This is a genomic window from Naumannella huperziae (assembly GCF_054073625.1).
Genome location: NZ_JBSXPH010000001.1, coordinates 2,472,442 through 2,496,650, shown reverse-complemented (window position 1 = coordinate 2,496,650; position 24,209 = coordinate 2,472,442). Strand labels below are relative to the sequence as shown.

The window sequence follows — 24,209 nt, the reverse complement described above, 5'->3', positions numbered from 1 at the left end:
TGAGAATGGATCGGTGACTTCGTTGCAACGAGCCGGATCCCGGGCCGCCCTGCGCGCCGAGATCGACGCCTGCGGGTACTTCCCCGATCTCGTCGAGGACACGGTGCTGCTGGCCCTCGGTGACGAACCGATCGATGCGTTCGTGGTGCACCACGAGCCGACCTTCAACCGCGACGAGATCCGGCGCCACCTGACCATCCTGGTGCTGACGCCCACGCGGTTGTTGGTGGGTCACACCGACGAGCAGCCCGGTGAGGGCCCGAATGCGCAGGCCGCCTCCTCGACGGAGTCGGTGCGGCTGGACCGGATCGGCAGCGTCACCGTGACGCGCGTGGTCACCGCTCCGGAGAGCTATCGTCCCGGCGCCTCCACGGCCGAGGCCTGGCTGACCGTGGGCTGGGGCGTGATGAACCGGATCGACCTCGAACCGGCCGGCTGCTCGGACCCGAACTGCGAGGCCGACCACGGCTACACCGGCACCTCGACGACGGAGGACCTGATGGTGCGGATGAGTGTCGCCGCCGACGGTCAGGGCCCGGTCAACGATCTGATCCACCTGGGCACCCTGCTGCAGCAGCGGACCGGGGTCGGCGGCGTGCGCTCCGTCTCCGGCCCGGTCGAACAATCCGGGGGCCTCGGGGGGTCGGCCACCCGGTGAGCCGCGACGAGACAACCTCCGTCCCGACCGAGCTGCCCGTGGTCCCGCACTACGGCACGCGTACCCTCGCGGATCTGCTGCCCAGCATCGCCCACCAACTCGGCCACGGCGGCGAGGATCGGGTCGGGATCGGTCCGGGCGAGCGCTTCGTGGTGCTGCTGATCGACGGGCTCGGCACCGAACAGCTCGAACAGGTCGCCTCGCGTGCACCATTCCTCGCCGGCGCGCTGCGTCGCGGGGGCCAGGTGATCACCGCGGCGGTGCCCAGCACGACGGTGACCAGCCTGACCAGCCTCGGCACGGGCCTGCCGCCGGGCGAGCACGGCGTTGCCGGATTCACCTTCTGGCTGCCCGAGGAGCGCGAGGTCGTCGCGCCGCTGTTCTGGGAGTCGGCGCTCGGCCCGTTGGAACTGCAGCCGCGCGAGACGGAGTTGCAGCGCCTCGCGGCCTCCGGGGTCGCCGTCTCCTCGGTGCTGCCGAGCAGGTTCGAGAACAGCGTGCTCACCGTTGCGGGCCTGCGCGGCGGCGATTTCGTCGGCGTCGCCGAGGACGCGGACTCCGCGCAGCGGATCGAGGCCGTGGCCGCCGCCGCGACCCGGGCCCCGCAGACCTTGGTCTATGCCTACGAACGCGAGCTCGATCATTGCGGGCATGCCTACGGTTGGCAGTCCGAGGAGTGGCTGGAGTGCCTGATCCGGATCGATCGCTGGGCCTCGTGGCTGCGGGCCGAGCTTCCCGAGGACGTGCGTCTGATCATCACCGGAGATCACGGGATGGTCGACGTGCCGGCGGAGAACCGGCTGCTGGTCCAGGATGAGCCCGGCCTGCTCGACGGGGTGCACCGGCTGGCCGGCGAGGGCCGGTTTCGCCAGATCTATCTCGACCAGGGTGTCTCCGCGGTCGAGGTGGGGGAGCGCTGGGCGCGCCGATTGGGCGAACGCGCCTGGGTACGCACCCGCGACGAGGCCGTCGAGGACGGCTGGCTGGGCGAGCTCGACCCGCGAGTGGCGGCGCGCTTCGGTGACGTGCTGGTGGCGATGGCGGGCAACTGGGCGGTGATGACCCGCGAGATGCCGGGCGAGTTCGGTCTGGTCGGGATGCACGGCTCGCTGACCGCGGCCGAGATGCTGGTGCCGCTGCTGCAGCCCTGACAGCGCCGGCGTGCCCTAGACATCCGATCTTTTTGTGGGAGGATTGGCCCAGCGGTCAGCGTCGTCCGCCGACGAGTCCGCAGATGGCCCCAGTCCCCGCATGATCCCCCCGGGAGTGTCTGATGTCTCGTCCCCACGACCCCACCCGCCGTCGACTGCTACAGGCCGGCGGGGCATTCGTCCTCGTCTCGGCGGCCGCGCCGGCGCTGCGCGTCCTACCGGCCCACGCCGCACCCTCGCCCACCGGCCCGCTGGCCGCGGGCAAGCTACCGGCCGTGCCCGAAGGTGCGCTGTGGTACGCGCGACCGGGGCTCGACTGGCAGTCCGAGGCGCTGCCCATCGGCAATGCGCGACTCGGCGCCATGCTGTTCGGTGACCCCGCGAACGAGCGGATGCAGTTCAACGAGCAGAGCCTGTGGGGCGGGCTGAACAATTACGACAATGCGCTCGCCGGCCAGCCCGACTCCGCCTTCGACCTCAGCGTGCGTGGGTTCGGTTGCTATCGAGACTTCGGCGAGTTCACCGCCCGGTTCGGAGCCGAGTCGGGCGCCGCGCGGCTGTTCGTGCGCACGCCGGGCGTGATCAGCTCCGGTCACGCCGACCCGTTGCGCGCCCTGACCGGTGGCACCAAGACGCTGTGGCGCCCGGCCCGGGCGCCCGAGGTGATCTGGCAGGTCGATCTGCAGGCCACGGCGACGGTGCGCCGCTACTCGCTCACGCCGGGCACCGTGCGCGGTCGGTCGCGGTTCGACCCGGTCGGCTGGCGTCTGGAGGGCTCGGCCGACGGGTACGCCTGGACGGTGCTCGACGAACGCGCCGGCGCCCTTGCCGACCGCGGCGAGGCGGTCGAGTTCACCGTCGCGCAGCCGAGGGCGTACCGCAGCTACCGCTTCGTGTTCACCACCGAGCCTCGCAGCCAGCGCCTCGAGCTCGCCGGCATCGGGCTGACCGGTGACGGGATCGACTCCGCCACGGCGGTGGTCTTCGGCGACTACCGCCGCAGCCTCGACCCGCGGGCCGCCGTACAGACCACGGCGTTCCGGACGTCGAAGGCAACCGTGATCCGGGAGTGTTTCGCGAGCCGGCCGGCCGATGTCCTGGTACTGCGCTATCGCACCGACACCGCAGGCGCGCTCGACGCCGTGTTCGCGCTCTCCTCCGCCCAGGGCGCCGAGACCGCCGCCGATGCCGACGCCCGCGCGCTCGGCTTCGCGGGGGAGATGGCCAACGAACTGAAGTTCGCCTGCCGGATCCAGATCACCGACACCGACGGGACCGTGAGCGCCGATCGCGACCGACTGCGACTGGCCGGCGCAACCACCGTCACGCTGCTGCTGGATGCCCGCACCAACTACCGGATGAGCGCGGCCGACGACTGGCGCGGGGAGGACCCGCTCCCACGGATTGACGCCGCGCTCACCGACCTGGCCGGCCGCACGTTCGACGAATTGTGGGCAGAGCACGCCGAGGAGGCGACCGAACGCGCAGAGCGGGTCGCCGTGGACTGGGGCAGCACGGCCGACGAGGTCCTCGCCCAGCCGACCGATGTGCGACTGGCCCGCTACGACGACGGTGAGGACGACCCGGCCCTGGAGCAGCAGTTGTTCGGCTACGGCCGTTACCTGCTCGGTTCGAGCTCGCAGCCCGGCGGCCTGCCCGCCAATCTGCAGGGCCTGTGGAACAACAGCAACGAGCCGCCGTGGGCATCGGACTACCACACCAACATCAATCTGCAGATGAACTACTGGGGCGCGGAGACCACGGCGCTGGCGGACAGCCACGTCGCGCTTGTCGAGTACATCCGCCAGGTGGCCGTGCCGAGCCGGGTCGCGACCCGCAATGCCTTCGGGGAGGTTCGCGGCTGGACGGCCCGGACCTCGCAGAGCATCTTCGGCGGCAACTCCTGGGAGTGGAACACCGTGGCCAGCGCCTGGTACGCCCAGCACCTGTGGGAGCACTATGCGTTCGGCCGCGACGAGGCCTACCTGCGCGACCTGGCGTACCCGCTGCTCAAGGAGGTCTGCGAATTCTGGGAGGACCGCCTGATCACCAAGGACGACGGTCTGCTGTACGCCCCGGACGGCTGGTCGCCCGAGCACGGCCCGCGCGAGGACGGGGTGATGTATGACCAGCAGATCATCTGGGACCTGTTCCAGAACTACCGCGAGGCGTCGGAGGTCCTCGGTCTGGATCCCGACTACCGGGCGCGGGTGGCGAAGCTGCAGGAGAAGCTGGCGCCGAACAAGATCGGCCGTTGGGGACAGTTGCAGGAGTGGCAGACCGACCGTGACGATCCGGCCGACGTGCATCGGCACACCTCGCACCTCTTCGCGGTCTACCCCGGTCGCCAGATCACCCCGGACACGACTCCGGAGCTGGCCGCCGCGGCCCTGGTCTCGCTCGATGCGCGCTGTGGCGTACGCGAGGGACAGCCGTTCACCGAGGACTCGGTCACCGGAGACAGCCGGCGATCGTGGACCTGGCCATGGCGGGTCGCGCTGTTCGCCCGGCTGCGCCAGGCGGAGAAGGCCCGCACCATGATCCGGGGCCTGTTGCGGTTCAACACCTTGTCGAACTTCTTCTGCACCCACCCGCCGTTCCAGATCGACGGCAATCTCGGCATCACCGGCGCGATCCCGGAGATGTTGCTGCAGAGCCACACGGGAGTGATCGAGCTGCTCCCGGCACTGCCGAAGGCCTGGGCCGACGGCTCGTTCCGCGGACTGCGGGCGCGCGGCGGCCATCGCGTGGACTGCACGTGGCGAGGCGGTCGGGTGACCGACTTCACGGTGACCGCCGACCGGGCCGCGGACGCCTCGCCGGTCACGGTTCGGGTGAACGGCGCCGAGCGGCAGGTGACCCCGCGGCGTTGAGAGCCCAGCGGTGCGGGAGACGGCAGAATGGGCCCACGTGGCAGAACTCGTCTTCTTCACCGGCCCGATGGACTGCGGCAAGTCGACCCTGGCGCTGCAGGTACATCACACGCAGCGGGTCGCCGGGCGGGCGGGCGAGCTGTTCACCAGCCACGACCGGGCGGGGGAGTCGCTCGTGTCGTCGCGTCTCGGGCTGGCCAGCCCGGCCCGCGAGGTCGGCCCGGGGTTCGACTTCTTCCGCCACGTCGTGTCGGCGCTGACATCCGGTCAGCGCCTGGACTTCCTGGTCTGCGACGAGTGCCAGTTCTACTCGGCCGAGCAGATCGACCAACTGGCCCGGGTGGTGGACGATCTGCAGCTCGACGTGTTCGCCTTCGGCATCCTGACCGACTTCCAGACCCGGATGTTCCCGGGATCGCGGCGGCTGGTCGAGCTCGCCGACCGGGTGGAGACCCTGCAGGTCCAGCCGTTGTGCTGGTGCGGGCGCCGCGCCACCCACAACGCGCGGGTGGTCGACGGGCGGATGGTCACCGAGGGCAGTCAGGTGGTGGTCGGCGACACCGAGGAGCCGACCGCGGTCGGCGATCAGGTGCTCAGTTACGAGGTGCTGTGCCGCCAGCACCATCGGCGCCGGATGACCCGCGCGGTCGCGCAGGCCACGCTGAGCCCCGAACCGCTGCCGTTCGGCGAGGACTGAGGGTGTCGGGGCGGAACCGGCATGACAGGGTGTCGCCATGACTGAGTTGGGTACGCCGAAGCGCCTGCGGGTCGGCCTGATCGGCACCGGGCACTGGGCGCGGGAAACACACGCGGCGGGCCTGGCCGCGGCCCCCGAGGTGGACTTCGCCGGCGTCTGGGGCCGCAACCCGGAACGTGCCACGGCGCTGGCGGCGGATCTGGGGGTTCGCAGCTACCCCGACCTGGACGGGTTGCTCGCCGACGTGGACGCGGTGGCCATCGCCGTACCGCCCGACGTCCAGGCGGGCCTTGCGGTGCGGGCGGCCGAGGCGGGCAGGCATCTGCTGCTCGACAAACCGGTCGCGCTGAGCGCCGCCGACGCCCGCGCGGTGGCCGACGCCGTCGAGCGATCCGGCGTGCGCGCCCTCGTCTTCTTCACCCGGCTGTTCCTGCCCGAACAGCGGGCCTGGCTCGACGAACTCGCCGCCACCGGTGGCTGGTCCGGCGGCTGGCTGCGGATGATCTCCGCGATCGATCAGCCGGGGAGCCCGTATGCGGAATCGACCTGGCGCCGCGAGCGTGGCGCCCTGTGGGATCTCGGACCGCACGCGCTGTCCACCATGATCACCGTGCTCGGCGATGTCGAGGAGTTGATCATGAATCGCGGCGTCGCCGACGTGGTGAACCTGCTCGCGGTGCATCGTGGCGGAGCGACCTCGGTTGCCACGCTGTCGCTGTTCTCGCCGCCGGCGGCCGCCGGCAATGCGAACGGCTTCTGGGGTCGCGCCGGCATCGCGGAGATGCCGCCGTGGCGTACCGAACCGAGCGAGGCATTCGCACTCGCCGCCCGCGCCCTCGCCACGGGCGAACCGCACCCGGCCGATCTCGCGCTGGGGGTCCGGATCACCGAGCTGTTGGAGGAGGCCGAGCGTGCTGATCACCGCTGACGAACTCCGGCGCCGTCTCGGCGGTGCAGCGACGCCGCAGGTGCTCGATGCGCGCTGGTCGCTGGCGGGCGGACCCGGTCGCGCCGAGTTCGCGGCCGGCCACCTGCCCGGATCGCGCTACGTCGATCTCGAGACGGAACTGACCGACCACGACCTCGGGGCCGGGCGCCACCCGCTGCCGCGGATCGCGGACTTCGCGGCGGCGATGCGCGCGCACGGTGTCTCGGCGGACCGTCCGGTCGTGGTGATCGACGGCGGTGACGGGCTGGCCGCGGCGCGGCTGTGGTGGATGTTGACCGGTGCCGGTCATCTCGACGTCTCACTGCTCGACGGCGGGTACGCCGCCTGGGTCGGGAGCGGTGGCGAGATCGAGACGGGGGAGACGCCGCCCGTCGAACCGGGCGATTTCACGGCGGCCGGCGACGACTGGCCGGAGGTGGTCGGGGCCGACGACATCGCCGGCGTGCTCGCCGCGGGGCACAACGTGTGGGACGTGCGGGCGGCGGAGCGTTACCGCGGCGAGGTCGAGCCGATGGATCCGGTCGCCGGGCACGTGCCGGGAGCGCGGAATCTGCCCGATGCGGGACTGCACGAGGCGGACGGACGCTTCCTGCCGGAGCCAGCGCTGTCCGAGCGGTTGGCGAGGGTGGCACCCGGGGACGTCGTCTACTGCGGTTCCGGCGTCACTGCGGCCCGCACCCTGGCTGCGCTGCGGCTCGCCGGCATCGCGGGGGTACGCCTCTACGCCGGGTCGTGGAGCGACTGGATCGCCGATCCCGCCCGTCCGGTGGCCACCGGCGGGGAGTGAGGCGGCGCCGACGGCTCGTCCGGGTCAGCCGGCGGGCGGGGTGTCCCGCGGCGCGGGGCCGGTGCCGGGTTGCACGGGGTCGGTGGCGATCGGATCGGTCGCCGCCGGGATGTCGTCCGTCGACGCCTTGTCCACCAGGTTCGCCGCGCCGGTCTGCACGTTGTCGACCTGCTCGGAGAACCGGCCACCGGTCTTCTCGTCGACGAAGTCGCCGGCCTTCTCGATGCCGTCCTTGATCTTGTCGGCGTTCTCGTCGATGAAGCCCTCGGCCTTCTCGCGCAGTTGATCGGCCTTGCCCTTGAGGTTGTCGAACATGCTCACGTCGCGCTCCTGTCGTGTCCCTTGTCGCGGTCGCCCGATCGGCGACCGCAGGTTCATTCTTCGTCGTTGCCCGGGCCGCCGAACATGATCTCGTCCCAGCTCGGCACGGCGGCGCGCTTGCTGCGCTTCTTGCGGGTACGCGGGACGCGCACGGTCTCCTCGGCCGCCTCGTCGGACGCCTCCGTCGGGGACTTCTCGGGCGTGGGCTTGCCCGACGTGTCCCGGGCCGTGTCCGACGGGGCGGCGTCGTCGCCACCGGTCGGGTCGCGGTGCTCGGGTGCGTCCGGCCCCGGCTTGTCCTGAACGGGCTCGTCCTGCACCCGCTCGTCCTGAACCGGCTCGTCCTGAACCGGCTCGTCCTGGGCGGGCTCGTCTCGCGCCGGCTCATCTCGAACCGGCTCGTCCGGCCCGGCGTCGAAGTCCAGGGACGGCTGCTCGGGTTCCTCGGGCGCCAGCCCGGCATAGTCCTGCCGGTCGCCCGGGCGGTCGAGAAAGTCGTAGAGCAGGTCGAGGCCGCCGGTGGCCGGCCCGTTGTCGTAATTGGCGAGCTCGGCCTCGATCTCCTGGCCGATGTCTTGGGGCGTCGGCTGGCTGCGCGGGAGCGGCAGGTCGGGCGGCGCCGGCGGGCCCGCCTCCGGGCCCAACTCGATCCGCCGGGTGGGCTCGTCGGCCTCGTCGCCGGCGGGCGGGTGCAGCAGCCGCACCGGCGGCGGATCGGCGTCGTCGCCGGGCAGGCGTACCGGATCGTCGGACTCGGGTTCGCGCAGGGCGCGGACGAGGGCCAGCTCGTCGTTCAGGTCGACCGTGGGCTCGGTCGGATCGTCGGGGGCGCCGGGCAGCGCGGACAGCTCGCCGGTCAGCCAGCGGGCATCGTCGTTGGCCGGGACCGAGAACCGATTCTGCTGATTGAAGTAGAAGACCGCCTCCCGCGGCGCAGCGCCCAACTCGTAGCGCGCGACCAGCGTCCAGCGGCGGTCCTCGCGCCGCCAGGCGTCCCAGTCGATCTGCTCGGCCCGCACCCCGCGGCTGCCGAGCTTGTCCGTCACCGCCACGTTCAGGGTGCGGTGGGCCGAGCCCTCGCCGCGCCGCCGGACGGGGGCGGCAAGTGCCAGCGCGGCGACGTGCTCACGCTCGGCCAGCACCGGAGCGGCGAACCCGCGAATCTTGTCGGAGGGTGCCCCGGCGGCCTCGGCCACTTCCTCGAGGGACGCACCCGCGCGGATCCGCGACTGGATCTCGCGGGGGGTAAGTCCGATCTCCACCCTCGTGTCCCTCCGTGGGTCGTGCGGCCGACGCCTGCGGGCCGGACCGGGTCTGCGGGGCCGGGCCGGTGAGCCGGACCGGTCAGAGTCCCAACGTACCGGGCTCGGCTGGCTGCGCGGGGGAGGCGGGCGGTGTGCCGTGTCAGGATGGCCGGGTGTCCGAAGCTTTGTCGCCCGCTCCCGATTCGCCCACCGCCGATCCACTCGCCCCCTACGACGCCGTCGTCCTGGTCTCCTTCGGCGGCCCGGACGGTCCCGACGATGTGCTGCCCTTCCTGCGGCGGGTCACGGCCGGCCGCGGGATCCCGGACGAGCGGCTGGCCGAGGTCGGCGAACACTACGCCCTGTTCGGCGGTCGCAGCCCGATCAATGCCCGCACCGACGAGCTGCTGACGGCGCTGCGCAGCGAGCTGGCCGGCCGGGGGAGCGCCCTGCCCGTCGTGCTCGGGAACCGCAACTGGCATCCGCTGTTGGACGACGTGTTGCCGGCGCTGGCCCGCGACGGGCACCGGCGGGTGTTGGCCGTCACCACCTCGGCGTACCCGTCGTGGTCGTCGTGCCGGCAGTACCGGGAGAATCTCGCAGCGGCCGCCGGCGACGCGCTGATCGTCGAGCGGGTGCGCAACTATGCGACCCATCCCGGTTTCGTGGCCGCGAACGTCGCGGCGGTACGCCGGGCGCTGGCGGGCATCGCGACACCGCCCGAGGCGACCCGGCTGCTCTTCGTCACGCACTCCATCCCGGATGCGATGGCCCGCGCGGCCGGGCCGCAGCCGCGGCCAGCGGAGGGCGGGTATGTGGCGTGGCACCGCGCGGTGGCCGGAGCCGTCGCCGCCGAAGCGGCGCCCGGCGTGGGCTGGGACCTCGCGTACTGCTCCCGCTCCGGCCCCCCGCAGCAGCCCTGGCTGGAGCCCGACATCAACGATCAGCTGGCCAAGCTCGCGGCCGACGGGGTGCGGGCCGTCGTCGTCGCCCCGATCGGCTTCGTCTCCGACCACATGGAGGTCGTCTACGACCTGGACCACGAGGCGGCGGCCACGGCCGACGACCTGGGCCTGGAGTTCGCCCGGGCCGCCACCGCCGGCACCGACCCGGCATTCGTCGCGGCGCTCGCCGACATCGCGCTCGAGCGGGCCGCCCTGGCGCGCGGCGAGGCCGTCGAACCGGCGGTCATCGAGGGGGCCGAGGCCGGCCGCGTGGTCTGCCCGGAGAGCTGTTGCGTCAACCTGCGGCACCCGGGCACCCCGGCGATCTGATCGGGCCGCGCACCGCCCGGACCGGCCCGGCTGTCCTGCCGGGTCCGGTTGTGGTACACATGTCCCGCTTTCGGCGGAATAGCCCGCGGGTCCGGTGCGTTGGGACCATCGCCCGCAGCGGCCGAAGGGGCCACTGTCCGGGACGAGAACTCGCGAGAGGAGAGGTCATGGCGACCGACTACGACGCACCGCGCAAGAGCGACGAGGAGATGAGCGAGGACTCGATCGAGGAGCTCAAGAACCGCCGCAACGACAAGAACTCCGGCAAGGTCGACGAGGACGAGGTCGAGGCGGCCGAGTCGTTCGAGCTGCCGGGCGCCGATCTGTCGCACGAGGAGCTGACGGTCCGGGTGCTGCCGCGCCAGTCCGACGAGTTCACCTGTGCGAGCTGCTTCCTGGTCCGCCACCGCAGCCAGCTCGCCGAGGAGAAGAACGGGATGGCCTACTGCGTCGACTGCGCAGGCTGAGCACGCGCGGATCTGATCACGCAGGAGGAGCCGGGCACCGCATCGCGGGCGCCCGGCTCTTGCGTACCCGGCTGGGTCCGACCCGGCTTCCGGAGTGCTGGTTCCGGATCCGGGGACGCTGCGCGGGGCACGCGGAATGCGTTGTGGACAACGGGTTCTCGGTGGCCCGGGATTGTCAGACCTGGTCTCTAGGGTGGGTGTCATGGATCGGGGCACAGGCGTGGTGACGGCGGGTGAGTTGCTCGGCGTTGCTGCAGGTCTGCGCCAAGATCAGTTGCGGGCGGAGGCGGAGATCCTGGTCGCGGCGGTGGAGTGGGCGATCCTGCACCCGGAGCTGGATGATCAGCCGGCGACCTTGTGGTCGTGGGGTGAGGACACGCTGATCACGTTGGCCGGAGACGGCGCGCCGGGGGTGGATCCGGCCTGCATCGCCGAGTTCGCCGCCGTGCTCGGGATCACGACCGAGGCCGGGCAGCGGCTGATCGGCGACGCCCTGGAGTTGCGGTTCCGGCTGCCGATGTTGTGGGCGGGCGTGCAGGCGTTGCGGGTGCCGGCGTGGCGGGCCCGGACCGTGGCGGAGGCCACTCGCGGTCTGTCGCGCGCGGGCGCGGGGTTCGTGGACCGGCAGGTCGCCGCCGCCGCCGGACGGATCGGGCCCACCCAGCTCGCCCGGCTGATCGCGACCGCCGTCGCCATCCATGGCGAGCCTTCGGGTGACGGTGTCGCTGATCCGGATGACGGCGTCGGGGAGGCGGATCTGTTCGTGCAGGTCGAGTGCGACACCACCAGCGTGGATGGCCGCGCCCACCTGACCGGCACCCTCGAGCTGCCCGACGGGCTCGCCCTCGCCGCCGGCGCGCAGGCGCTGACCGCGTGGGGCTCGGATGCGCCGCTACAGGCCCGCCGAGCCCGGGCCCTGGGCGACCTGGCCCGCCGACAACCGCTCCTCGACCCCGCACCGCCCGAACCTGCGCCCGACAGCGCCAGCCAGAACTCGACCGGCCCGGATCCGGAAGCTGCGGGCCCGGCACCACGAACCCTCACCATCTACGCCCACCTGACCGTCCACCACGACACCACCGTCGACTGCGACACCGTCGCCCACCACGACACCGCCGGGCCGTTCGGGCCACTCGGGCGGCTCGGCACCACCAACTCCCCGGTCACGGCCGAGCAGGTCCGCCACTGGTGCCGCGCGCCCGGCACCCGGGTGATCGTGAAACCCGTGATCGACCTCAACCAGCCCGTCAGCTCCGAGCGCTACCAGGTCCCCGACCGGATCCGCGAACACGTCCTCCTGCGCGACCCGACCTGCGTGTTCCCGTGGTGTGCCAAGAACAGCCTCCGCGCCGACATCGACCACATCACCCCCTGGCCGAACGGCCCCACCCACACCGACAACCTCGCACCCCTGTGCCGCCGACACCACCGACTGAAAACCCACACCGGCTGGACCTACCACCGCAACCCCGACGGCAGCTACACCTGGACCAGCCCCCACGGCTGGACCCTCACCCGCGACCCCAGCGGCACCCACCCCGGACAACCACCACAGTCGCGGCCGGACCTGCCACCACCCGGGCCCGACGGCTGATCGGCAGCATCTCGGCGCGTTCTTCAGTGATCAACAACCCCAGCCGCCCCCGCGGCCCGTCGTCGTGCCCGAACACATCTCGGTGGATCGCTGCGCTGGTCGGAGATGTCGGTCGTGTCGCGGGGGGTCCGGTTCAGGCCGTGAGCTTGCTGGCGGCTCGGGCCACGACCTCGCCGACCTTCGACCCGGGGTGCACGGGAATGGTGATGGCGTCCAGCACGGCACCGTTGACCAGGTGGTGAAGCCACAGCACTTGCTCGCGGCCGCCGGGCAGCCCGCGAGCCCGGTGGAACGCCACATCCGTCGCGAAGCCTTGATGCAGGACGGGCTCCAGTACCGCTCGAACGTCGTCGGAGCGGGTGGCTTCCAGTCGTAGTTCGATCAGGGCCGCCGCCACGTAGGGGTGCTCGAGGAGACGCTCGGTGACGTACTCGGCGTACCGGGCTGGTGCTTCTGCGGCCGGGAGGTCTGCGAGTTGATCAAGCCTGTCCGGATCGGGTGCGAGCAACTCGAAGACCCGTTGCGTCATGGCCAGCAGCAACTCGGCCTTGCTGGGGAAGTAGTTTGCGCAGGTGCCCGGAGGGAGCTCGGCCTTCCTGTCCACGGCACGGTGGGTCAGTGCGCGTGGGCCCTCGCTGCCCAGGATTGCTACCGCCGCCTGGGCAAGCTGCGAGCGTCGGGCGGGATTGGCGACCATGGCACAAACCTAGGGCAACCAGTACGGGTGTTGTGATTAACTCAACCACAACATCCGTTGTGATTGGAGTCCCATGAGAAAACTCGTCTACTACATCGCCACCAGCATCGACGGCTACATCGCCGACTCGACCGGGGACACCTCGGCCTTCCCGGTCTGCCAGGAAACCCTGGATGACCTGTTCTCCCGGTATCCCGAGACATGTCCCCAGCATCTTCGCGGCCCACTGGGGGTGACGGGATCGGCTCGCCGCTTCGACACCGTGATCCTGGGGCGCAGCACCCATGAGCCAGCACTGCAGGCCGGGCTCACCAGCGCCTACCCGCACCTGCGTCAGTTGGTGGTGACCCATCACGCTCTGCCCGAGGACCCCACCGTCGAGGCGCTGTCCGGCGACCTCGGCACCCAGGTTTCCCAGCTCAAGCGCGATGCGGGCGACGACATCTGGCTCTGCGGTGGCAGCGACGTCGCCGGCCAACTTCTCGACGAGATCGATGAGATTCAGCTCAAGGTCAACCCGATCACCCTGGGCAGCGGCATGCCCCTGTTCCGCTCCACGGTTCGGCGTACCTGGCACGTGTCCAGCGCCGAACCGCTCGCGGGCGGCATCGTGCTCGTGACCTACACCCCGGCGGATCAGTGAGGCCGGTGCCGGTGGCAGGTGAAGGGGCCCGCTGTCAGATGTTCAGCCGGATCCGGCCGACCTGGGGCGGGTTGTCGTCGCCCATCGCGGCGCGCCAGCGCCGGGCCGTGAACCGATTGATCAACAACTGGGTGACACCGATGCCGATCGCGCTCGACAGCGCCCAGATGACGGCTTGGCCGAGCGGGGCATCGGGATCGCTGGGCGACGGCGGTTCGTCGCCGGTGACCGCCTTCCACGCGCCACTGACCGCCTTCTGCGCCACGAAGGTGGTGGCGGCGCCCAGCAGGCCGGCGTAGATCTTCCACAAGATCGCCTTGGACGGTTCCATGGGTCTCCTTCGCTCGTGTGCCGGGCGCAATCGCGCATTGGCTGCGGTCGCGCGGACCGGCGTATCGTGTCGCGCAGTTTCATCCTAGGGGTAGCGCCGGAGAGGACGAGTGTGGAACCCACCGGGCCGTACACCGAGCGTCAGTGGGCGCCCATCTGGTGGTGGCTGGTCGCCGCGGCGCTCTGGGCGACGCTGGTGATCGCGATCGGGGCGTACCTGCCCTGGTGGGCCGGCCTTGCCGGCGCGGTGCTCACCGGCGTACCGATCGCCCTCGCCCTCGGCGGCTGGGGTGCGCGCCGGGTGACGGTCGACGACGCCGGGGTGCGCGCCGGGCGCTCGTTGCTCGAATGGTCCTACGCCGGCGAGCCGATCGCGCTCGACCGGCCCGCGGCCCGCGAGCGGCTCGGGCCCCGGGCGGCCGTGCGGGCCTGGCTGGTGACGCGGCCCTGGCTGCCCGAGGCGGTCGAGCTGCCCGTGCGGGACCCCGCCGATCCGCACCCGTACTGGCTGATCGGCACCCGCGACGCCGGCCGGTTGGCGAGCGCCATCCGCGCCGCCCGGCCCGCAGCCGGTACGCCGCGACCGGCATCCGATCCGGCCCGACCGGACGGTTCGATCGGTACGCCCGCCAGTGGCTAGGGTGGCCACGTGTCACCCGCGGAGGAAGTCGTCAGGGTCGGGATCCGGCTGCTCGACCCGATCGCCATGGTCCCGGACTATGCGCGCCCGCTGGATGCCGGCGCCGATCTCGTCACGGTCGAAGATGTCGAACTGGCGCCGGGGGAGCGTCGGCTGGTGGGCACCGGGATTGCTCTCGCGATCCCGCCGGGATGGGCCGGGTTCGTCCATCCCCGCTCAGGTCTCGCGGCCCGCCACGGCCTGTCGGTGGTGAACACCCCGGGCACGATTGACGCCGGCTACCGGGGCGAGATCAAGGTCTGCCTGCTGAACACCGATCGGACCGAACCGATCACGATTGCCCGCGGGGACCGGATCGCCCAACTGGTCGTGCAACGGGTCGGCCGGGCGGAGTTCGTGATCACCGAGGAGTTGGCCGACTCCGAGCGCGGGGCCGGCGGCTACGGCTCCACCGGCGGGGTCGCCACATGGGTAGAGAAGAACCGGGAGGGTTCATGATCTTTGGCCGCAAGAAGCGCAGGGAAGAAGCCGAGGAGGTCGCCGACGACGAGTCGGTGACCACCGAGGCGGAAGGTGACGACGTCGATCAGCGTGACGACACCGACACCGATACCGATGCGGACACCGAGGCCGACGACACCGATGCCGACGACACCGATGCCGACGACACCGATGCCGACGAGAACGAGGCCGACGAGAGCGAGGCCGACCCGGACGAGGAGCCGGTCGACCGCGAGCACGACGAGGACGAGTGGGCCACGCTGGATCGCGGCGAGTTCCGCGATGAGGGACCCTTCGACATCACCGAGGTCGATCTGGAGGACGACGAGGTCAGCCGGCTCGACCTCGGCTCCTTGATCATCACCCCGTTCGAAGGCGCCGAACTGCGCCTCAACGTCGTCGAAGGCACCCGGCGCATCGTCTCGGCGATGCTGGTCTCGGGCAATTCCGCCCTGGACCTGACCGTCTTCGCAGCCCCCCGCAGCGGCGGCCTGTGGGCCGACACCCGCACCCAGTTGATCGCCGAGACAGAGCAGGCCGGCGGTCAGGTGACGCTGGTGGAAGGTCCGTTCGGCACCGAGGTACGCCGGCTGATGCCGGCCAAGGGCCCGGACGGTCAGGACGCCGTCCAGCCCACCCGGACCTGGATGGCACAGGGGCCGCGCTGGGCCCTGCGCGGAGTACTCTATGGAGAAGCCGCGCTCAGCGAAGCGCTCGAGGAGGACCCGGTGCTGCCGTTCTACGACGCCTTCCGCGATGTCGTGGTCCGCCGCGGCGACGGACCGCAACGCTCCGGTGAGGTCTTGTTGATGACGATCCCGGAAGGGATGGGTCCGCCCGCCGACCAACCCGCAGGTTGATCACCACCGTCGGCCCGAGGAGGCCGCTGTCATGAATGCTGAAACCACGTCCAGGCGTCGCTCCGGGAATCCGCTGACCCGGGCGCTGCGCCGCTTCACATCCTCCAACGACGAGTTGGTCGCGCAGGACCGTCGCGAGGCTGCCGCGCGCGACGGCGCGACGCCGGTCGCCGACTGCACCGACCGTCAGGAGGTCGTCCTCACCGGGACGGTGTCCTGCCTGACGCTCGCGCCGGCAGGCGGTACGCCACGGCTGGTCGCCGATCTCGACGATGGTTCGGGCCAGGCCCGGCTGGTCTGGATGGGCCGCCGCGAGATCCGCGGGATCGAGGCCGGCACCGTGCTCCGGGTCACCGGTCGGGTGAGCTGCCAGCAGACCGGCCGGGTGCTGTACAACCCGAGCTACGAGATCATCAGCACCCCGAACTGAGCCGGCGTACCGGCCCGGCGCCGTTCAGTCGATGTCGCCGAGCTTCGGGGCCAGCATGCGGGCCAGGGCGCTCTCGTCCTCCTGGGCCGTGACGAACAACAACTCGTCCCCGCCCTCGAGCGCCCCCTCGCGCTCGGGGGCCATCGCTCGTCCGTCGCGGATGACGGCGACGAGGACCGCGTCCGCCGGCCACTCCAGGTCGCCGACCCGTCGCCCGATACAGGGGCTGTCGGCCGGCAGGGTCATCTCGACCAGATCGGTATTGGACTGACGGAAGGTCAGCAGCCGGACCAGGTCGCCGACCGCCACCGCCTCCTCGACCAGCGCCGACATCAGCCGGGGCGTGGAGACGGCGACGTCCACGCCCCACTCGTCGTCGAACATCCACTCGTTGCGGGGATGGTTCACCCGGCCGACCGTCCGCGGAACGCTGAACTCGGTCTTGGCCAGCAGCGCGTGCACCAGATTGGCCTTGTCGTCCCCGGTCGCCGCGATGGACACGTCGCAGGACTCCAGCCCGGCCTCCTCCAGCGAGGACAGCTCGCAGGCGTCGGCGAGCAGCCATTCCGCGCCGGGCACCGAGTCGGTCTTGAAGGCATGCGGATCCTTCTCGATCAGCAACACCTGATGGCCGTTCTCGGTCAGCTCGGTCGCGATCGAACGGCCGACATTCCCGGCCCCGGCAATCGTCACGCGCATCGGCTCGTCCTCGTCTCGAATGGGCTGATCATCTGCATCTGTGGGTACGCCGGCCTCAGTCGCGCGGCGGCTCGGCCTCGAGGACGGACTCGACCTCCGCGACTCGGTCCCGGGTGACGGCCGCATAGACGAGATCGCCGTCCTGGAAGTGGGTCGACCGTTCCGGAACCAGCGCGCTGCCCATCCGCTGCAGGAACGGCAGTTGGCACCGCGCCGCGTCGGCCATCTGGCCGACCGTGTGGCCGACCCAGGCGGGATTCGCGTGCACCTGGATCAGCCGGACCGCGCCGGTGGGGTCGCGCCAGACCGGCTCGGACCCCTCGGGCAGCAGCCGGCGCAGAACCTGGTCGGTCGTCCACTTCACGGTGGCCACCGTCGGGATGCCGAGACGTTCGTAGACGGCGGCGCGCCCGGGGTCATAGATCCGGGCGACGACATTGTCGACGCCGTAGATCTCGCGTACCACGCGGGCGGACAGGATGTTGGAATTGTCTCCGCTGGACACCGCCGCGAACGCGTCCGCCTGCTCGATCCCGGCCTGGGTGAGCACGGCCCGGTCGAATCCGACGCCCTTCACCGTCCGGCCGCCGAACTCCGGGCCGAGCCGGCGGAAGGCGTCGACGTTCTGATCGATCACCGCGACCGAGTGGCCGCGCTTCTCCAGCGCGAGCGCGAGTCCGGATCCCACCCGGCCGCAGCCCATGATGACGATGTGCACGATGTTCATCGTGGGCGAGGACGGTGTCTCGTGTCCACCGCGGCGAATCGGAGATGTTGGCGCGCGGGTCTAGGGTGACCACCCGTGAACCTGTCCGATGTCGGCAAGCGGGTCCTGGTCGGCCGCAAGCTGCCGAGCGACCAGTTGCACCAGACGTTGCTTCCGAAGCGGGTCGCGCTGCCGGTGTTCGCCTCCGACGCCCTGAGCTCGGTGGCCTACGCCCCGGACGAGATCCTGCTCACCCTCTCGCTCGCCGGCCTGGCGGGCTTCGCCTTCTCCTGGCCGGTCGCCATCGTCGTCGCGGCGGTGATGCTGATCGTGATCACGTCCTACCGGCAGAACGTCCGCGCCTATCCCTCGGGCGGCGGGGACTACGAGGTGGCCACGGAGAATCTCGGCGCGAATGCCGGCCTCGGCGTGGCCTCGGCGCTGCTCGTCGACTATGTGCTGACCGTCGCGGTGTCGGTGTCCTCCGGCGTCCAGAACGCTCGGGCGATCTTTCCGTGGATCGCCGGCCACGAGGGGATTCTGGCCGCGGTGCTGATCGGCGTGCTGGCCGCGATCAACCTACGCGGGGTACGCGAATCCGGCACCTTGTTCGCGATCCCGACCTATGCCTTCATGGTGGCGGTGTTGGGCATGGTCGGCATCGGCCTGTTCCGGATCCTGGCGCTCGGCCACGACATCTCGGTGGAGACGACCGATCTGCAGGTGATCGGCGAGCCCGACTACGTCCCGTTCGCCGGCATCGCGATGGCGGTGCTGTTGATGCGGGCGTTCTCCTCGGGTTGTGCCGCGCTGACCGGTGTCGAGGCGATCTCCAACGGGGTGCCCGCATTCCGGAAGCCGAAGAGCCGCAATGCCGCCACCACGCTCGGGCTGCTGGGGCTGGTCGCGGTGTCGATGATGCTCGGTGTGATCACGCTGGCCAATCTGACAGGGCTGAAGCTGATCGAGGACGGCAACTCGACCTTCGCGCGCGACGGCGTACCGATCGACTTCGAGGCCCACACCGCGATCGCCCAACTCGCCGATGCGATCTTCGCCGACTTCCGGCCGGCCTTCTACTTCGTCATCGCCGCGACCATGGTGATCTTGTTCCTGGCCGCCAACACCGCGTTCAACGGATTCCCCGTGCTCGGCTCGATCCTGGCCCGCGACGGGTTCCTGCCCCGACAGTTGCACACCCGCGGCGACCGGCTGGCCTACAGCAACGGGATCGTCGCGTTGGCGGTGCTGGCCATCGTCTTGGTACTCGTCTTCAATGCCAGCGTCACCGCGCTGATCCAGCTCTACGTGGTCGGGGTGTTCGTGTCGTTCACGCTCAGCCAGTTCGGGATGGTGCGGCACTGGAACAGGCAACTGCGGGGTGACCTCGGCCCGGGCGAGCGACGCACCGTGATGCGTTCGAGGGTGATCAGCCTGGTCGGCTGTGTGTGCACCGGCACCGTGCTCGTCGTGGTGCTGATCTCGAAGTTCACCCACGGCGCCTACATCGCCATCATCGCCATGTTGGTGATCTTCGCGATGATGAAGGGGATCAACCGCCACTACGCGGCCACCGCCCGCGAGCTGGCGATCACCAGCGACGACGAGCGCCTGCTGCCGAGCCGGGTGCACGCCGTGGTGCTGGTCTCCAAGGTGCACAAGCCGACCATGCGCGCGCTGGCCTTCGCCAAGGCGTCTCGGCCCAGCACGCTGGAGGCGATCACCGTCGCGATCGACCCGGACGAGACCGAGGCACTGGTGCGGGAGTGGGAGGCCACCGGGGTGGGGATGCCGCTGAAGGTGGTCGCCTCGCCCTTCCGCGAGATGGTCAATCCGGTGCTGAACTTCGTCAACGGCATCCGGACCGAGAGCCCTCGTGACGTCGTGAACGTCTACATCCCCGAGTACGTGGTCGGGCGCTGGTGGGAGCGGGTGCTGCACAACCAGACCGCCTTCTTCCTGCGCGCGCGGCTGCTCTTCACCCCGGGCGTGATGATCACCTCCGTGCCCTACCAGTTGGAGTCCTCCAGCGGCCGCCGCGATCGGCTCGCCCGGGAGGACCCGATGGCGTTCCGGCTCACCGGGACCGTCGGAAACGACGATCCCAGCCAGAAATGACGGCCGCGCCGGGAGAGATCGTCGGCCCGGTCCGGGTGGGCCCGGTCGCCCACGGGGGGCACTGTGTCGCCCGGGTGGATGGCCGGGTGATCTTCGTCCGGCATGCGCTGCCGGGCGAGCTGGTCCGGGTCGCGATCACCGACGATTCCCACGACCGGTTCTGGCGCGCGGATGCGGTGGAGGTGCTCGAGGCGGATCCCGAACGTGTTTCGCCGGCCTGTCCGGTGGCCGGGCCGGGCGGCTGCGGCGGTTGCGATCTGCAGCATGTCTCGGCCGTCGGCCAGGTGGCCTGGAAGACCGCGGTGGTACGCGAGCAGTTGCAGCGCCTCGGCGGGTACGCCTGGCCCGGCGAGGTCGAGGCGGTCGAGCCGCGCTGGGGGTGGCGTACCCGGCTGGGGCTGGTGACCGGCGATGACGGCCGGACCGGGATGCGGCGGCACCGTTCGCACGACGTGGTGCCATTGCCCGAGGGCGGCTGCCGGATCGCCGCGCCCGACCCGGTGCTGATCGTCGACGGCGTACCGACCGGGCCCGCCGAGGTCGTGGAGCGCGCCGCGGGGCGCGACTGGCGGGTCGCCGCCGACGGTTTCTGGCAGGTGCACCCGGCCGCGGCCGACACGCTGGTGTCCGCCGTGCTGGAAGGACTGGAACCCCGTGCGGGGGAGCGGGCGTTCGACCTGTACTGCGGGGTGGGCCTGTTCGCGGGCGCCCTGGCGGCGCGCGGCGTCCGGGTGTGGGGCGTGGAGTACGCGCGCGACGCCGTCGAGGCGGCGCGGCGCAACCTCGCTGATCTCGAGGGTGTCCGGTTCAGCGCCGGGCCGGTGGAACGGGTCCTCGACCGGCTGCCCGCGCGCACCGACCTGGTCGTGCTCGACCCGCCGCGCAAGGGTGCCGGCCGGCGCGTGCTGGAGCGGGCGGTGGCCCGCCGGCCGCGCGCGATCGCCTATGTGGCCTGCGATCCCGCCGCGCTGGGGCGCGACCTGGGCTACCTGCTCGCAGGCGGCTGGCGGGTGCGCAGCCTGCGCGCGTTCGACCTGTTCCCGCAGACCCAGCACATCGAGGCCGTCGCCATCCTCGAACCCGGCCCGGCCTGATCGGTCTCAGGCCGCCCGGCCGCTGGCCGCCGGCGCGGTTGCTCCGCGCGGCGCCTCGTCGCGCCACGGCCGGTCGGCGATGATCAGCAGCAGACCGGCCGCCGCGCTGAGTGCCGCGGCGCCGAGCACCGCGGGCGGCGACCAGGTCAGGGCGAGGCCCCCGAGCGCGCCCCCGGCGGCGGCCCCGAGGTAGATCGCGGTCGAGTTCAGCGCCAGCATGGCCGGGGCGGCCGCCGGATCGAGGCGCAGCAGCCGGAGCTGTTGGGGGACGGTGATCGCGCCGCCGAACAGGCCGAGCGCGACGAGGAAGGCGGTCGAGCCGGGCCCGGAGGCGAGCGTGAGCGTGCCGAGTGCCTGCGCGGCGATCACGCAGCCCGCGACCACCCCGATCACGACCCACGCCGGGCGGTGGTCCGCCGCCCGCCCGGCGATGGCATTGCCGATCACGGCGGCGATGCCGAAGCCGGTCAGCACGGCGACGATCGTCCAGGGTTCGGGGTGGGTCGGGCCGAGCAGGACGGCCGCGTAGGTGCTGGTCGCATACATCGAGCAGAGCAGCAGCGACGTGGCCCCGGCCACCCGCAACACCGCGGGGCGGCCGAGCGGCGCGATGCGGCTCGCCAGGGAGGCCGCGGGCAGCCGCACCGGCGGGAGCCGGCGGGCGATCGCCAGCGCGACCCCAAGCGCCAGCACGGCGATCGCCACCAGGGTGAACCGCCAGCCCGCCAGGCCGATCACCAGGCCGAGCGGTACGCCGATCGCCGACGCCGAGATCAGCCCGCCCATCACCACGGAGAGCGCCCGGCCCCGGCGCTCGGGCGCGACGAGCGCTGCGGTCGCGCTGGCCGCCGCGGAGGTGAGCACGGAGGCCCCCAGCGCGGTGACGATCCGGCCGAGCAGTGCGAGCGGGAAGTTCGGCGCGAGCGCGGTTCCCATGCTGGCGGCCGCCAGCACGCAGAGCCCGATGATCATCACCCGCCCGCGGTCCCAGGCGCCGGTGACCGCGCTCAGCACCACCGCCGCGACGGCGAAGGTGAGCGCGAATGCGGTGACGAGCTGCCCGGCCAGCGCCGGCGTGACGTGCAGGTCGGCGGCGATCTGGGGCAGCAGCCCGGCGATCACGAAGCCGTCGGTGCCGACGACGAACGTGACGAGCGCGAGCAGCAGCAGCGGTGGGCGGGGCTGATCCGACATGGCTTCTCCGAAAAGTTGGATGAGCATCAAACTAGCGAATGATTGGAAGATCATGCAACAAACGTCGGGTAGGCTCGGGGCGTGGTCCCCGAAGAGCTCTTCCACCCCGACGCGGGCGATGTCGAGTTGCCCGAGCTGCTCGCCGCCGTCGCCGACCCCGTGCGGCTGTCGATCGTGGAGCGGCTGAGCCGGGTCGGCGTGGAGTCCTGCGGGGCGATCAATGCCGACCTCGCCGTGCACAAGTCGACGCTGTCGCACCACTACCGGGTGCTGCGCGAGGCGGGGATCACGCGTACCTCGCTGCGCGGCCGGCAGCGCTTCGTGCAGTTGCGCGCCCCCGAGCTCGCCGAGCGATTCCCCGGCGTGCTGGACTCGATCATCGCCTCGGCCGCCCGCCCCGACGGCGACGGCATCCGGCTCCGGCTCGCCAGCGCGCACGACCTCGAGCTCATCGCCGACCTGGTCTCCGCCGGGTCGCGACGGACGCGCCCGCGCGCGGCGGCCGAGTTCGCACCGCTGCTCGCCGAGCGGGAGTGCTGGCTCGCCGAACGCGAGGGTCGGGCGGTGGGCGTCGTGGTCGTCTCCGGCGGCGAGCACGAGCTGGTCCTCGACCGGCTGGTGCTGGGCGAGGGCGGGTTCGGCGAGCGTGCGGGCGAGGTGTTGTTGCGGGCCGTCGCCGAGCGGGCCCGGATCGACGGCTACGCCGAGGTCCGGATCCGCATGGACGGGTCGGCGGCGCGCCCTGGTTGGTGGCGCGAGCAGGGATACATCGCGCATGAGATCGACGGCGAGACCTGGCTGGTCCGTCGCGTCGATGAGCGCGCCGCATGAGTGCCGTGGCGCCGAACATCGTCCTGATCCTCTCCGACGATCACGGGTACGCCGACCGCAGCACCCTCGGCCTGCGCGACGACATCGTCACTCCGCACCTGGATCGCCTGGCGGCGGACGGCACGACCTGTACCCAGGGTTATGTGACCGCACCGATCTGCAGCCCGTCGCGGGCGGGGCTGATGGCAGGCGTCCACCAGCAACGATGGGGTGCGTACTGGTTCGACACGTCCTCGTTCGGGGACGACCGACCGAGCATCGCCGAGGTGCTGGGTGGGGCGGGCTACCGGTGCGGCTACTTCGGCAAGGTGCACTACGGCCAGGAACGCCGGGGCGATCGCGCCTGCCCGCCCAACCACGGCTTCGACGAGTCGCTCTACGGGCTCGCCGGCCAGTCGATGGGCCGGCTGCACTACCTGCACCACTCGCGCGCGGCGGAGGAACGCTACGGCCCGGCCGCGTGGCGCCACGGCGTCGGCCCGCTGCTGGCCGCCGACGAATCGGGCGAGACCGAGGCCGAGATCGAGCGGCATCTGACCCGCGAGCTCGGCGAGCGTACCCGTGGCTTCATCGGCCGCGCGGTCGCCGACCAGCGGCCCTTCTTCGCCATGGTTGCCTTCAACGCGGTGCACAACTTCAACGGCCAGCTCCCCGCGGAGGTGCTGCGGGAGAGGGGATTGCCGCCCTTCGCCGATCTTGATCCGGCCGTCGACGACTATCTCGACTGGTACGACGGGGCGATCTGGCCGAACGATCCGAACGGCCGCGCCTACTATGCCGCTCAGCTGGCGATCATGGATGAGGAGATCGGCCTCCTGCTTGATCAACTCGACACCCTCGGCGTCGCCGAGGACACGCTGGTCGTCTACCTCACCGACAATGGCGGCTCGACCTGCAACTTTGCCGAGAATGCGCCGCTCGCGGGCGGCAAGTACTCCCTCTACGAGGGCGGCGTCCGCGTCCCGTTCCTGGTCCGCTGGGCGGGCGGCGGCGTACCGGCGGGCGGCGCGTGCGCGGAACTGGTCAGCAGCCTGGACCTGTTGCCCACCTTCGCCGCCGCGGCCGGACTCACCGGCGAGCAGGTGCCCGAGACCGACGGAATCGATCTTGCCCCCGTGCTGCGCGGCGAGGGCGCCGGGCACGAGGTGTTGCACTTCGACACCGGCTTTCAATGGGCGGTCCGCGAGGGCGAGTGGAAGCTGCGCTCCATCGATGTCGGCGCGCACGTCGATGCGATCAACACCGTGGAGCACGCGGGCATCGAGCCGGGCGTGGCGCTGCATCACCTGGGTCGGGATCCGGGCGAGCGGACCGACCTGTCGGAGACGTATCCGCGCGTCCGTGAGCGCCTGACCGCTCTGCACGAGGCGTGGCGAGCGGAGATGGCCGCGTCCGCGCGCAGGTGACGGCGCGCTTTTCGCCGTGGGCAGAGGGGCTGGCGCGGGCGGCCC

Annotated in this window: 25 protein-coding genes; 18 read left to right on the top strand and 7 right to left on the bottom strand. The window is 71.5% G+C overall.

Annotated elements, in window-relative coordinates:
• Window positions 1-13: 13 nt before the first annotated feature.
• The 6 genes from ACXDC7_RS11835 (at window position 14) to ACXDC7_RS11810 (ending at window position 7,115) form a co-directional block, all read left to right on the top strand.
• Window positions 14-658 carry a DUF5998 family protein gene (locus tag ACXDC7_RS11835; RefSeq protein ID WP_179446200.1) on the top strand — a complete coding sequence of 215 codons (645 nt, stop codon included), beginning with the start codon at window positions 14-16 and terminating at the stop codon, window positions 656-658.
• The gene (locus tag ACXDC7_RS11830; RefSeq protein WP_459222259.1) at window positions 655-1,809 is read left to right on the top strand and encodes an alkaline phosphatase family protein; all 1,155 of its coding nucleotides are present in this window, start codon (window positions 655-657) and stop codon (window positions 1,807-1,809) included. Before ACXDC7_RS11835 ends, ACXDC7_RS11830 begins: the two co-directional genes overlap by 4 nt.
• A gap of 122 nt (window positions 1,810-1,931) precedes the next feature.
• Entirely contained in the window at window positions 1,932-4,682 is a 2,751-nt protein-coding gene (locus ACXDC7_RS11825) for a glycosyl hydrolase family 95 catalytic domain-containing protein (RefSeq protein ID WP_459222258.1), read from the top strand.
• Window positions 4,683-4,719: 37 nt separating this feature from the next.
• Window positions 4,720-5,379, top strand: coding sequence for a thymidine kinase (locus ACXDC7_RS11820; protein WP_459222257.1), 660 nt, complete (start codon window positions 4,720-4,722; stop codon window positions 5,377-5,379).
• Between the two features lie 37 nt (window positions 5,380-5,416).
• Window positions 5,417-6,307, top strand: a complete 891-nt coding sequence (locus ACXDC7_RS11815) for a Gfo/Idh/MocA family protein (RefSeq protein ID WP_459222256.1) — start codon at window positions 5,417-5,419, stop codon at window positions 6,305-6,307.
• A complete protein-coding gene (locus ACXDC7_RS11810; RefSeq protein WP_459222255.1) occupies window positions 6,291-7,115 on the top strand; it encodes a sulfurtransferase in 825 nt (274 codons plus the stop codon). The genes ACXDC7_RS11815 and ACXDC7_RS11810 overlap by 17 nt, the downstream gene beginning before the upstream one ends.
• 24 nt (window positions 7,116-7,139) lie before the next feature.
• Here the strand turns inward: ACXDC7_RS11810 and ACXDC7_RS11805 are convergent, their stop codons facing one another.
• Together ACXDC7_RS11805 and sepH are read right to left on the bottom strand one after the other, a co-directional pair.
• Window positions 7,140-7,430, bottom strand: coding sequence for an antitoxin (locus ACXDC7_RS11805; RefSeq protein ID WP_459222831.1), 291 nt, complete (start codon window positions 7,428-7,430; stop codon window positions 7,140-7,142).
• A 59-nt stretch (window positions 7,431-7,489) separates the two neighbouring features.
• The gene (sepH, locus tag ACXDC7_RS11800) at window positions 7,490-8,902 is read right to left on the bottom strand and encodes a septation protein SepH (RefSeq protein WP_459222254.1); all 1,413 of its coding nucleotides are present in this window, start codon (window positions 8,900-8,902) and stop codon (window positions 7,490-7,492) included.
• Here sepH and ACXDC7_RS11795 point away from each other — a divergent pair.
• From ACXDC7_RS11795 to ACXDC7_RS11785, 3 genes are all read left to right on the top strand, one after another.
• The gene (locus ACXDC7_RS11795; protein WP_343045992.1) at window positions 8,854-9,954 is read left to right on the top strand and encodes a ferrochelatase; all 1,101 of its coding nucleotides are present in this window, start codon (window positions 8,854-8,856) and stop codon (window positions 9,952-9,954) included. The two genes, sepH and ACXDC7_RS11795, sit on opposite strands and share 49 nt — an antisense overlap.
• Before the next feature lie 167 nt (window positions 9,955-10,121).
• Complete coding sequence (locus ACXDC7_RS11790; protein WP_179446205.1) at window positions 10,122-10,421, top strand: DUF4193 domain-containing protein; 300 nt, start codon at window positions 10,122-10,124, stop codon at window positions 10,419-10,421.
• Window positions 10,422-10,623: 202 nt separating this feature from the next.
• Window positions 10,624-12,015 (top strand): HNH endonuclease signature motif containing protein, encoded by a 1,392-nt coding sequence (locus ACXDC7_RS11785; protein WP_459222253.1) that lies wholly within the window; start codon window positions 10,624-10,626, stop codon window positions 12,013-12,015.
• Between the two features lie 133 nt (window positions 12,016-12,148).
• On the opposite strand, the gene ACXDC7_RS11780 is transcribed toward ACXDC7_RS11785, so the two are convergent.
• Entirely contained in the window at window positions 12,149-12,712 is a 564-nt protein-coding gene (locus ACXDC7_RS11780; RefSeq protein WP_179446207.1) for a TetR/AcrR family transcriptional regulator, read from the bottom strand.
• A 73-nt stretch (window positions 12,713-12,785) separates the two neighbouring features.
• Between ACXDC7_RS11780 and ACXDC7_RS11775 the strand changes: the two genes are divergently transcribed.
• Entirely contained in the window at window positions 12,786-13,355 is a 570-nt protein-coding gene (locus ACXDC7_RS11775) for a dihydrofolate reductase family protein (protein ID WP_459222252.1), read from the top strand.
• A gap of 34 nt (window positions 13,356-13,389) precedes the next feature.
• Here the strand turns inward: ACXDC7_RS11775 and ACXDC7_RS11770 are convergent, their stop codons facing one another.
• Window positions 13,390-13,686, bottom strand: a complete 297-nt coding sequence (locus ACXDC7_RS11770; protein WP_179446209.1) for a DUF4235 domain-containing protein — start codon at window positions 13,684-13,686, stop codon at window positions 13,390-13,392.
• Between the two features lie 111 nt (window positions 13,687-13,797).
• Here ACXDC7_RS11770 and ACXDC7_RS11765 point away from each other — a divergent pair, with 111 nt between their 5' ends.
• From ACXDC7_RS11765 to ACXDC7_RS11750, 4 genes are read left to right on the top strand one after another with little or no spacing between them, the layout of a single operon-like run.
• Window positions 13,798-14,325: a DUF3093 domain-containing protein gene (locus tag ACXDC7_RS11765; protein WP_459222251.1), complete on the top strand. Its 528-nt coding sequence runs from the start codon at window positions 13,798-13,800 to the stop codon at window positions 14,323-14,325.
• Between the two features lie 9 nt (window positions 14,326-14,334).
• Window positions 14,335-14,823, top strand: a complete 489-nt coding sequence (dut, locus tag ACXDC7_RS11760) for a dUTP diphosphatase (protein WP_343045993.1) — start codon at window positions 14,335-14,337, stop codon at window positions 14,821-14,823.
• Window positions 14,820-15,686, top strand: a complete 867-nt coding sequence (locus ACXDC7_RS11755; protein WP_459222250.1) for a DUF3710 domain-containing protein — start codon at window positions 14,820-14,822, stop codon at window positions 15,684-15,686. Before dut ends, ACXDC7_RS11755 begins: the two co-directional genes overlap by 4 nt.
• Window positions 15,687-15,717: 31 nt before the next feature.
• Window positions 15,718-16,116 carry an OB-fold nucleic acid binding domain-containing protein gene (locus ACXDC7_RS11750; RefSeq protein ID WP_246292665.1) on the top strand — a complete coding sequence of 133 codons (399 nt, stop codon included), beginning with the start codon at window positions 15,718-15,720 and terminating at the stop codon, window positions 16,114-16,116.
• A 24-nt stretch (window positions 16,117-16,140) separates the two neighbouring features.
• Here ACXDC7_RS11750 and ACXDC7_RS11745 read toward each other — a convergent pair whose 3' ends face one another.
• Window positions 16,141-16,815 carry a potassium channel family protein gene (locus ACXDC7_RS11745; RefSeq protein ID WP_179446212.1) on the bottom strand — a complete coding sequence of 225 codons (675 nt, stop codon included), beginning with the start codon at window positions 16,813-16,815 and terminating at the stop codon, window positions 16,141-16,143.
• Window positions 16,816-16,870: 55 nt separating this feature from the next.
• Complete coding sequence (locus ACXDC7_RS11740) at window positions 16,871-17,542, bottom strand: potassium channel family protein (RefSeq protein ID WP_459222249.1); 672 nt, start codon at window positions 17,540-17,542, stop codon at window positions 16,871-16,873.
• Window positions 17,543-17,617: 75 nt separating this feature from the next.
• On the opposite strand from ACXDC7_RS11740, the gene ACXDC7_RS11735 reads away from it, so the two are divergent.
• Both ACXDC7_RS11735 and ACXDC7_RS11730 read left to right on the top strand, forming a co-directional pair.
• Window positions 17,618-19,639, top strand: a complete 2,022-nt coding sequence (locus tag ACXDC7_RS11735) for an amino acid permease (RefSeq protein WP_179446214.1) — start codon at window positions 17,618-17,620, stop codon at window positions 19,637-19,639.
• Window positions 19,636-20,733: a class I SAM-dependent RNA methyltransferase gene (locus ACXDC7_RS11730; protein WP_459222248.1), complete on the top strand. Its 1,098-nt coding sequence runs from the start codon at window positions 19,636-19,638 to the stop codon at window positions 20,731-20,733. Before ACXDC7_RS11735 ends, ACXDC7_RS11730 begins: the two co-directional genes overlap by 4 nt.
• Window positions 20,734-20,739: 6 nt before the next feature.
• Here ACXDC7_RS11730 and ACXDC7_RS11725 read toward each other — a convergent pair whose 3' ends face one another.
• Window positions 20,740-21,927, bottom strand: a complete 1,188-nt coding sequence (locus tag ACXDC7_RS11725) for an MFS transporter (protein ID WP_459222247.1) — start codon at window positions 21,925-21,927, stop codon at window positions 20,740-20,742.
• A gap of 81 nt (window positions 21,928-22,008) precedes the next feature.
• Here ACXDC7_RS11725 and ACXDC7_RS11720 point away from each other — a divergent pair, with 81 nt between their 5' ends.
• Window positions 22,009-22,758, top strand: coding sequence for an ArsR/SmtB family transcription factor (locus ACXDC7_RS11720; RefSeq protein ID WP_459222246.1), 750 nt, complete (start codon window positions 22,009-22,011; stop codon window positions 22,756-22,758).
• Window positions 22,755-24,164 carry a sulfatase family protein gene (locus ACXDC7_RS11715; RefSeq protein ID WP_459222245.1) on the top strand — a complete coding sequence of 470 codons (1,410 nt, stop codon included), beginning with the start codon at window positions 22,755-22,757 and terminating at the stop codon, window positions 24,162-24,164. The genes ACXDC7_RS11720 and ACXDC7_RS11715 overlap by 4 nt, the downstream gene beginning before the upstream one ends.
• Window positions 24,165-24,209: the final 45 nt, after the last annotated feature.

What these genes read in the sequence shown, in the direction of transcription:
- ACXDC7_RS11815 (WP_459222256.1), top strand. Translation starts at nt 5,417, where the DNA reads ATGACTGAGTTGGGTACGCCGAAGCGCCTGCGGGTCGGCCTGATCGGC.
- ACXDC7_RS11745 (WP_179446212.1), bottom strand. Translation starts at nt 16,815, where the DNA reads ATGCGCGTGACGATTGCCGGGGCCGGGAATGTCGGCCGTTCGATCGCG.
- ACXDC7_RS11725 (WP_459222247.1), bottom strand. Translation starts at nt 21,927, where the DNA reads ATGTCGGATCAGCCCCGCCCACCGCTGCTGCTGCTCGCGCTCGTCACG.
- ACXDC7_RS11780 (WP_179446207.1), bottom strand. Translation starts at nt 12,712, where the DNA reads ATGGTCGCCAATCCCGCCCGACGCTCGCAGCTTGCCCAGGCGGCGGTA.
- ACXDC7_RS11715 (WP_459222245.1), top strand. Translation starts at nt 22,755, where the DNA reads ATGAGTGCCGTGGCGCCGAACATCGTCCTGATCCTCTCCGACGATCAC.
- ACXDC7_RS11775 (WP_459222252.1), top strand. Translation starts at nt 12,786, where the DNA reads ATGAGAAAACTCGTCTACTACATCGCCACCAGCATCGACGGCTACATC.
- ACXDC7_RS11750 (WP_246292665.1), top strand. Translation starts at nt 15,718, where the DNA reads ATGAATGCTGAAACCACGTCCAGGCGTCGCTCCGGGAATCCGCTGACC.
- ACXDC7_RS11785 (WP_459222253.1), top strand. Translation starts at nt 10,624, where the DNA reads ATGGATCGGGGCACAGGCGTGGTGACGGCGGGTGAGTTGCTCGGCGTT.
- ACXDC7_RS11825 (WP_459222258.1), top strand. Translation starts at nt 1,932, where the DNA reads ATGTCTCGTCCCCACGACCCCACCCGCCGTCGACTGCTACAGGCCGGC.
- ACXDC7_RS11730 (WP_459222248.1), top strand. Translation starts at nt 19,636, where the DNA reads ATGACGGCCGCGCCGGGAGAGATCGTCGGCCCGGTCCGGGTGGGCCCG.
- ACXDC7_RS11790 (WP_179446205.1), top strand. Translation starts at nt 10,122, where the DNA reads ATGGCGACCGACTACGACGCACCGCGCAAGAGCGACGAGGAGATGAGC.
- ACXDC7_RS11755 (WP_459222250.1), top strand. Translation starts at nt 14,820, where the DNA reads ATGATCTTTGGCCGCAAGAAGCGCAGGGAAGAAGCCGAGGAGGTCGCC.
- ACXDC7_RS11770 (WP_179446209.1), bottom strand. Translation starts at nt 13,686, where the DNA reads ATGGAACCGTCCAAGGCGATCTTGTGGAAGATCTACGCCGGCCTGCTG.
- ACXDC7_RS11805 (WP_459222831.1), bottom strand. Translation starts at nt 7,430, where the DNA reads ATGTTCGACAACCTCAAGGGCAAGGCCGATCAACTGCGCGAGAAGGCC.
- ACXDC7_RS11740 (WP_459222249.1), bottom strand. Translation starts at nt 17,542, where the DNA reads ATGAACATCGTGCACATCGTCATCATGGGCTGCGGCCGGGTGGGATCC.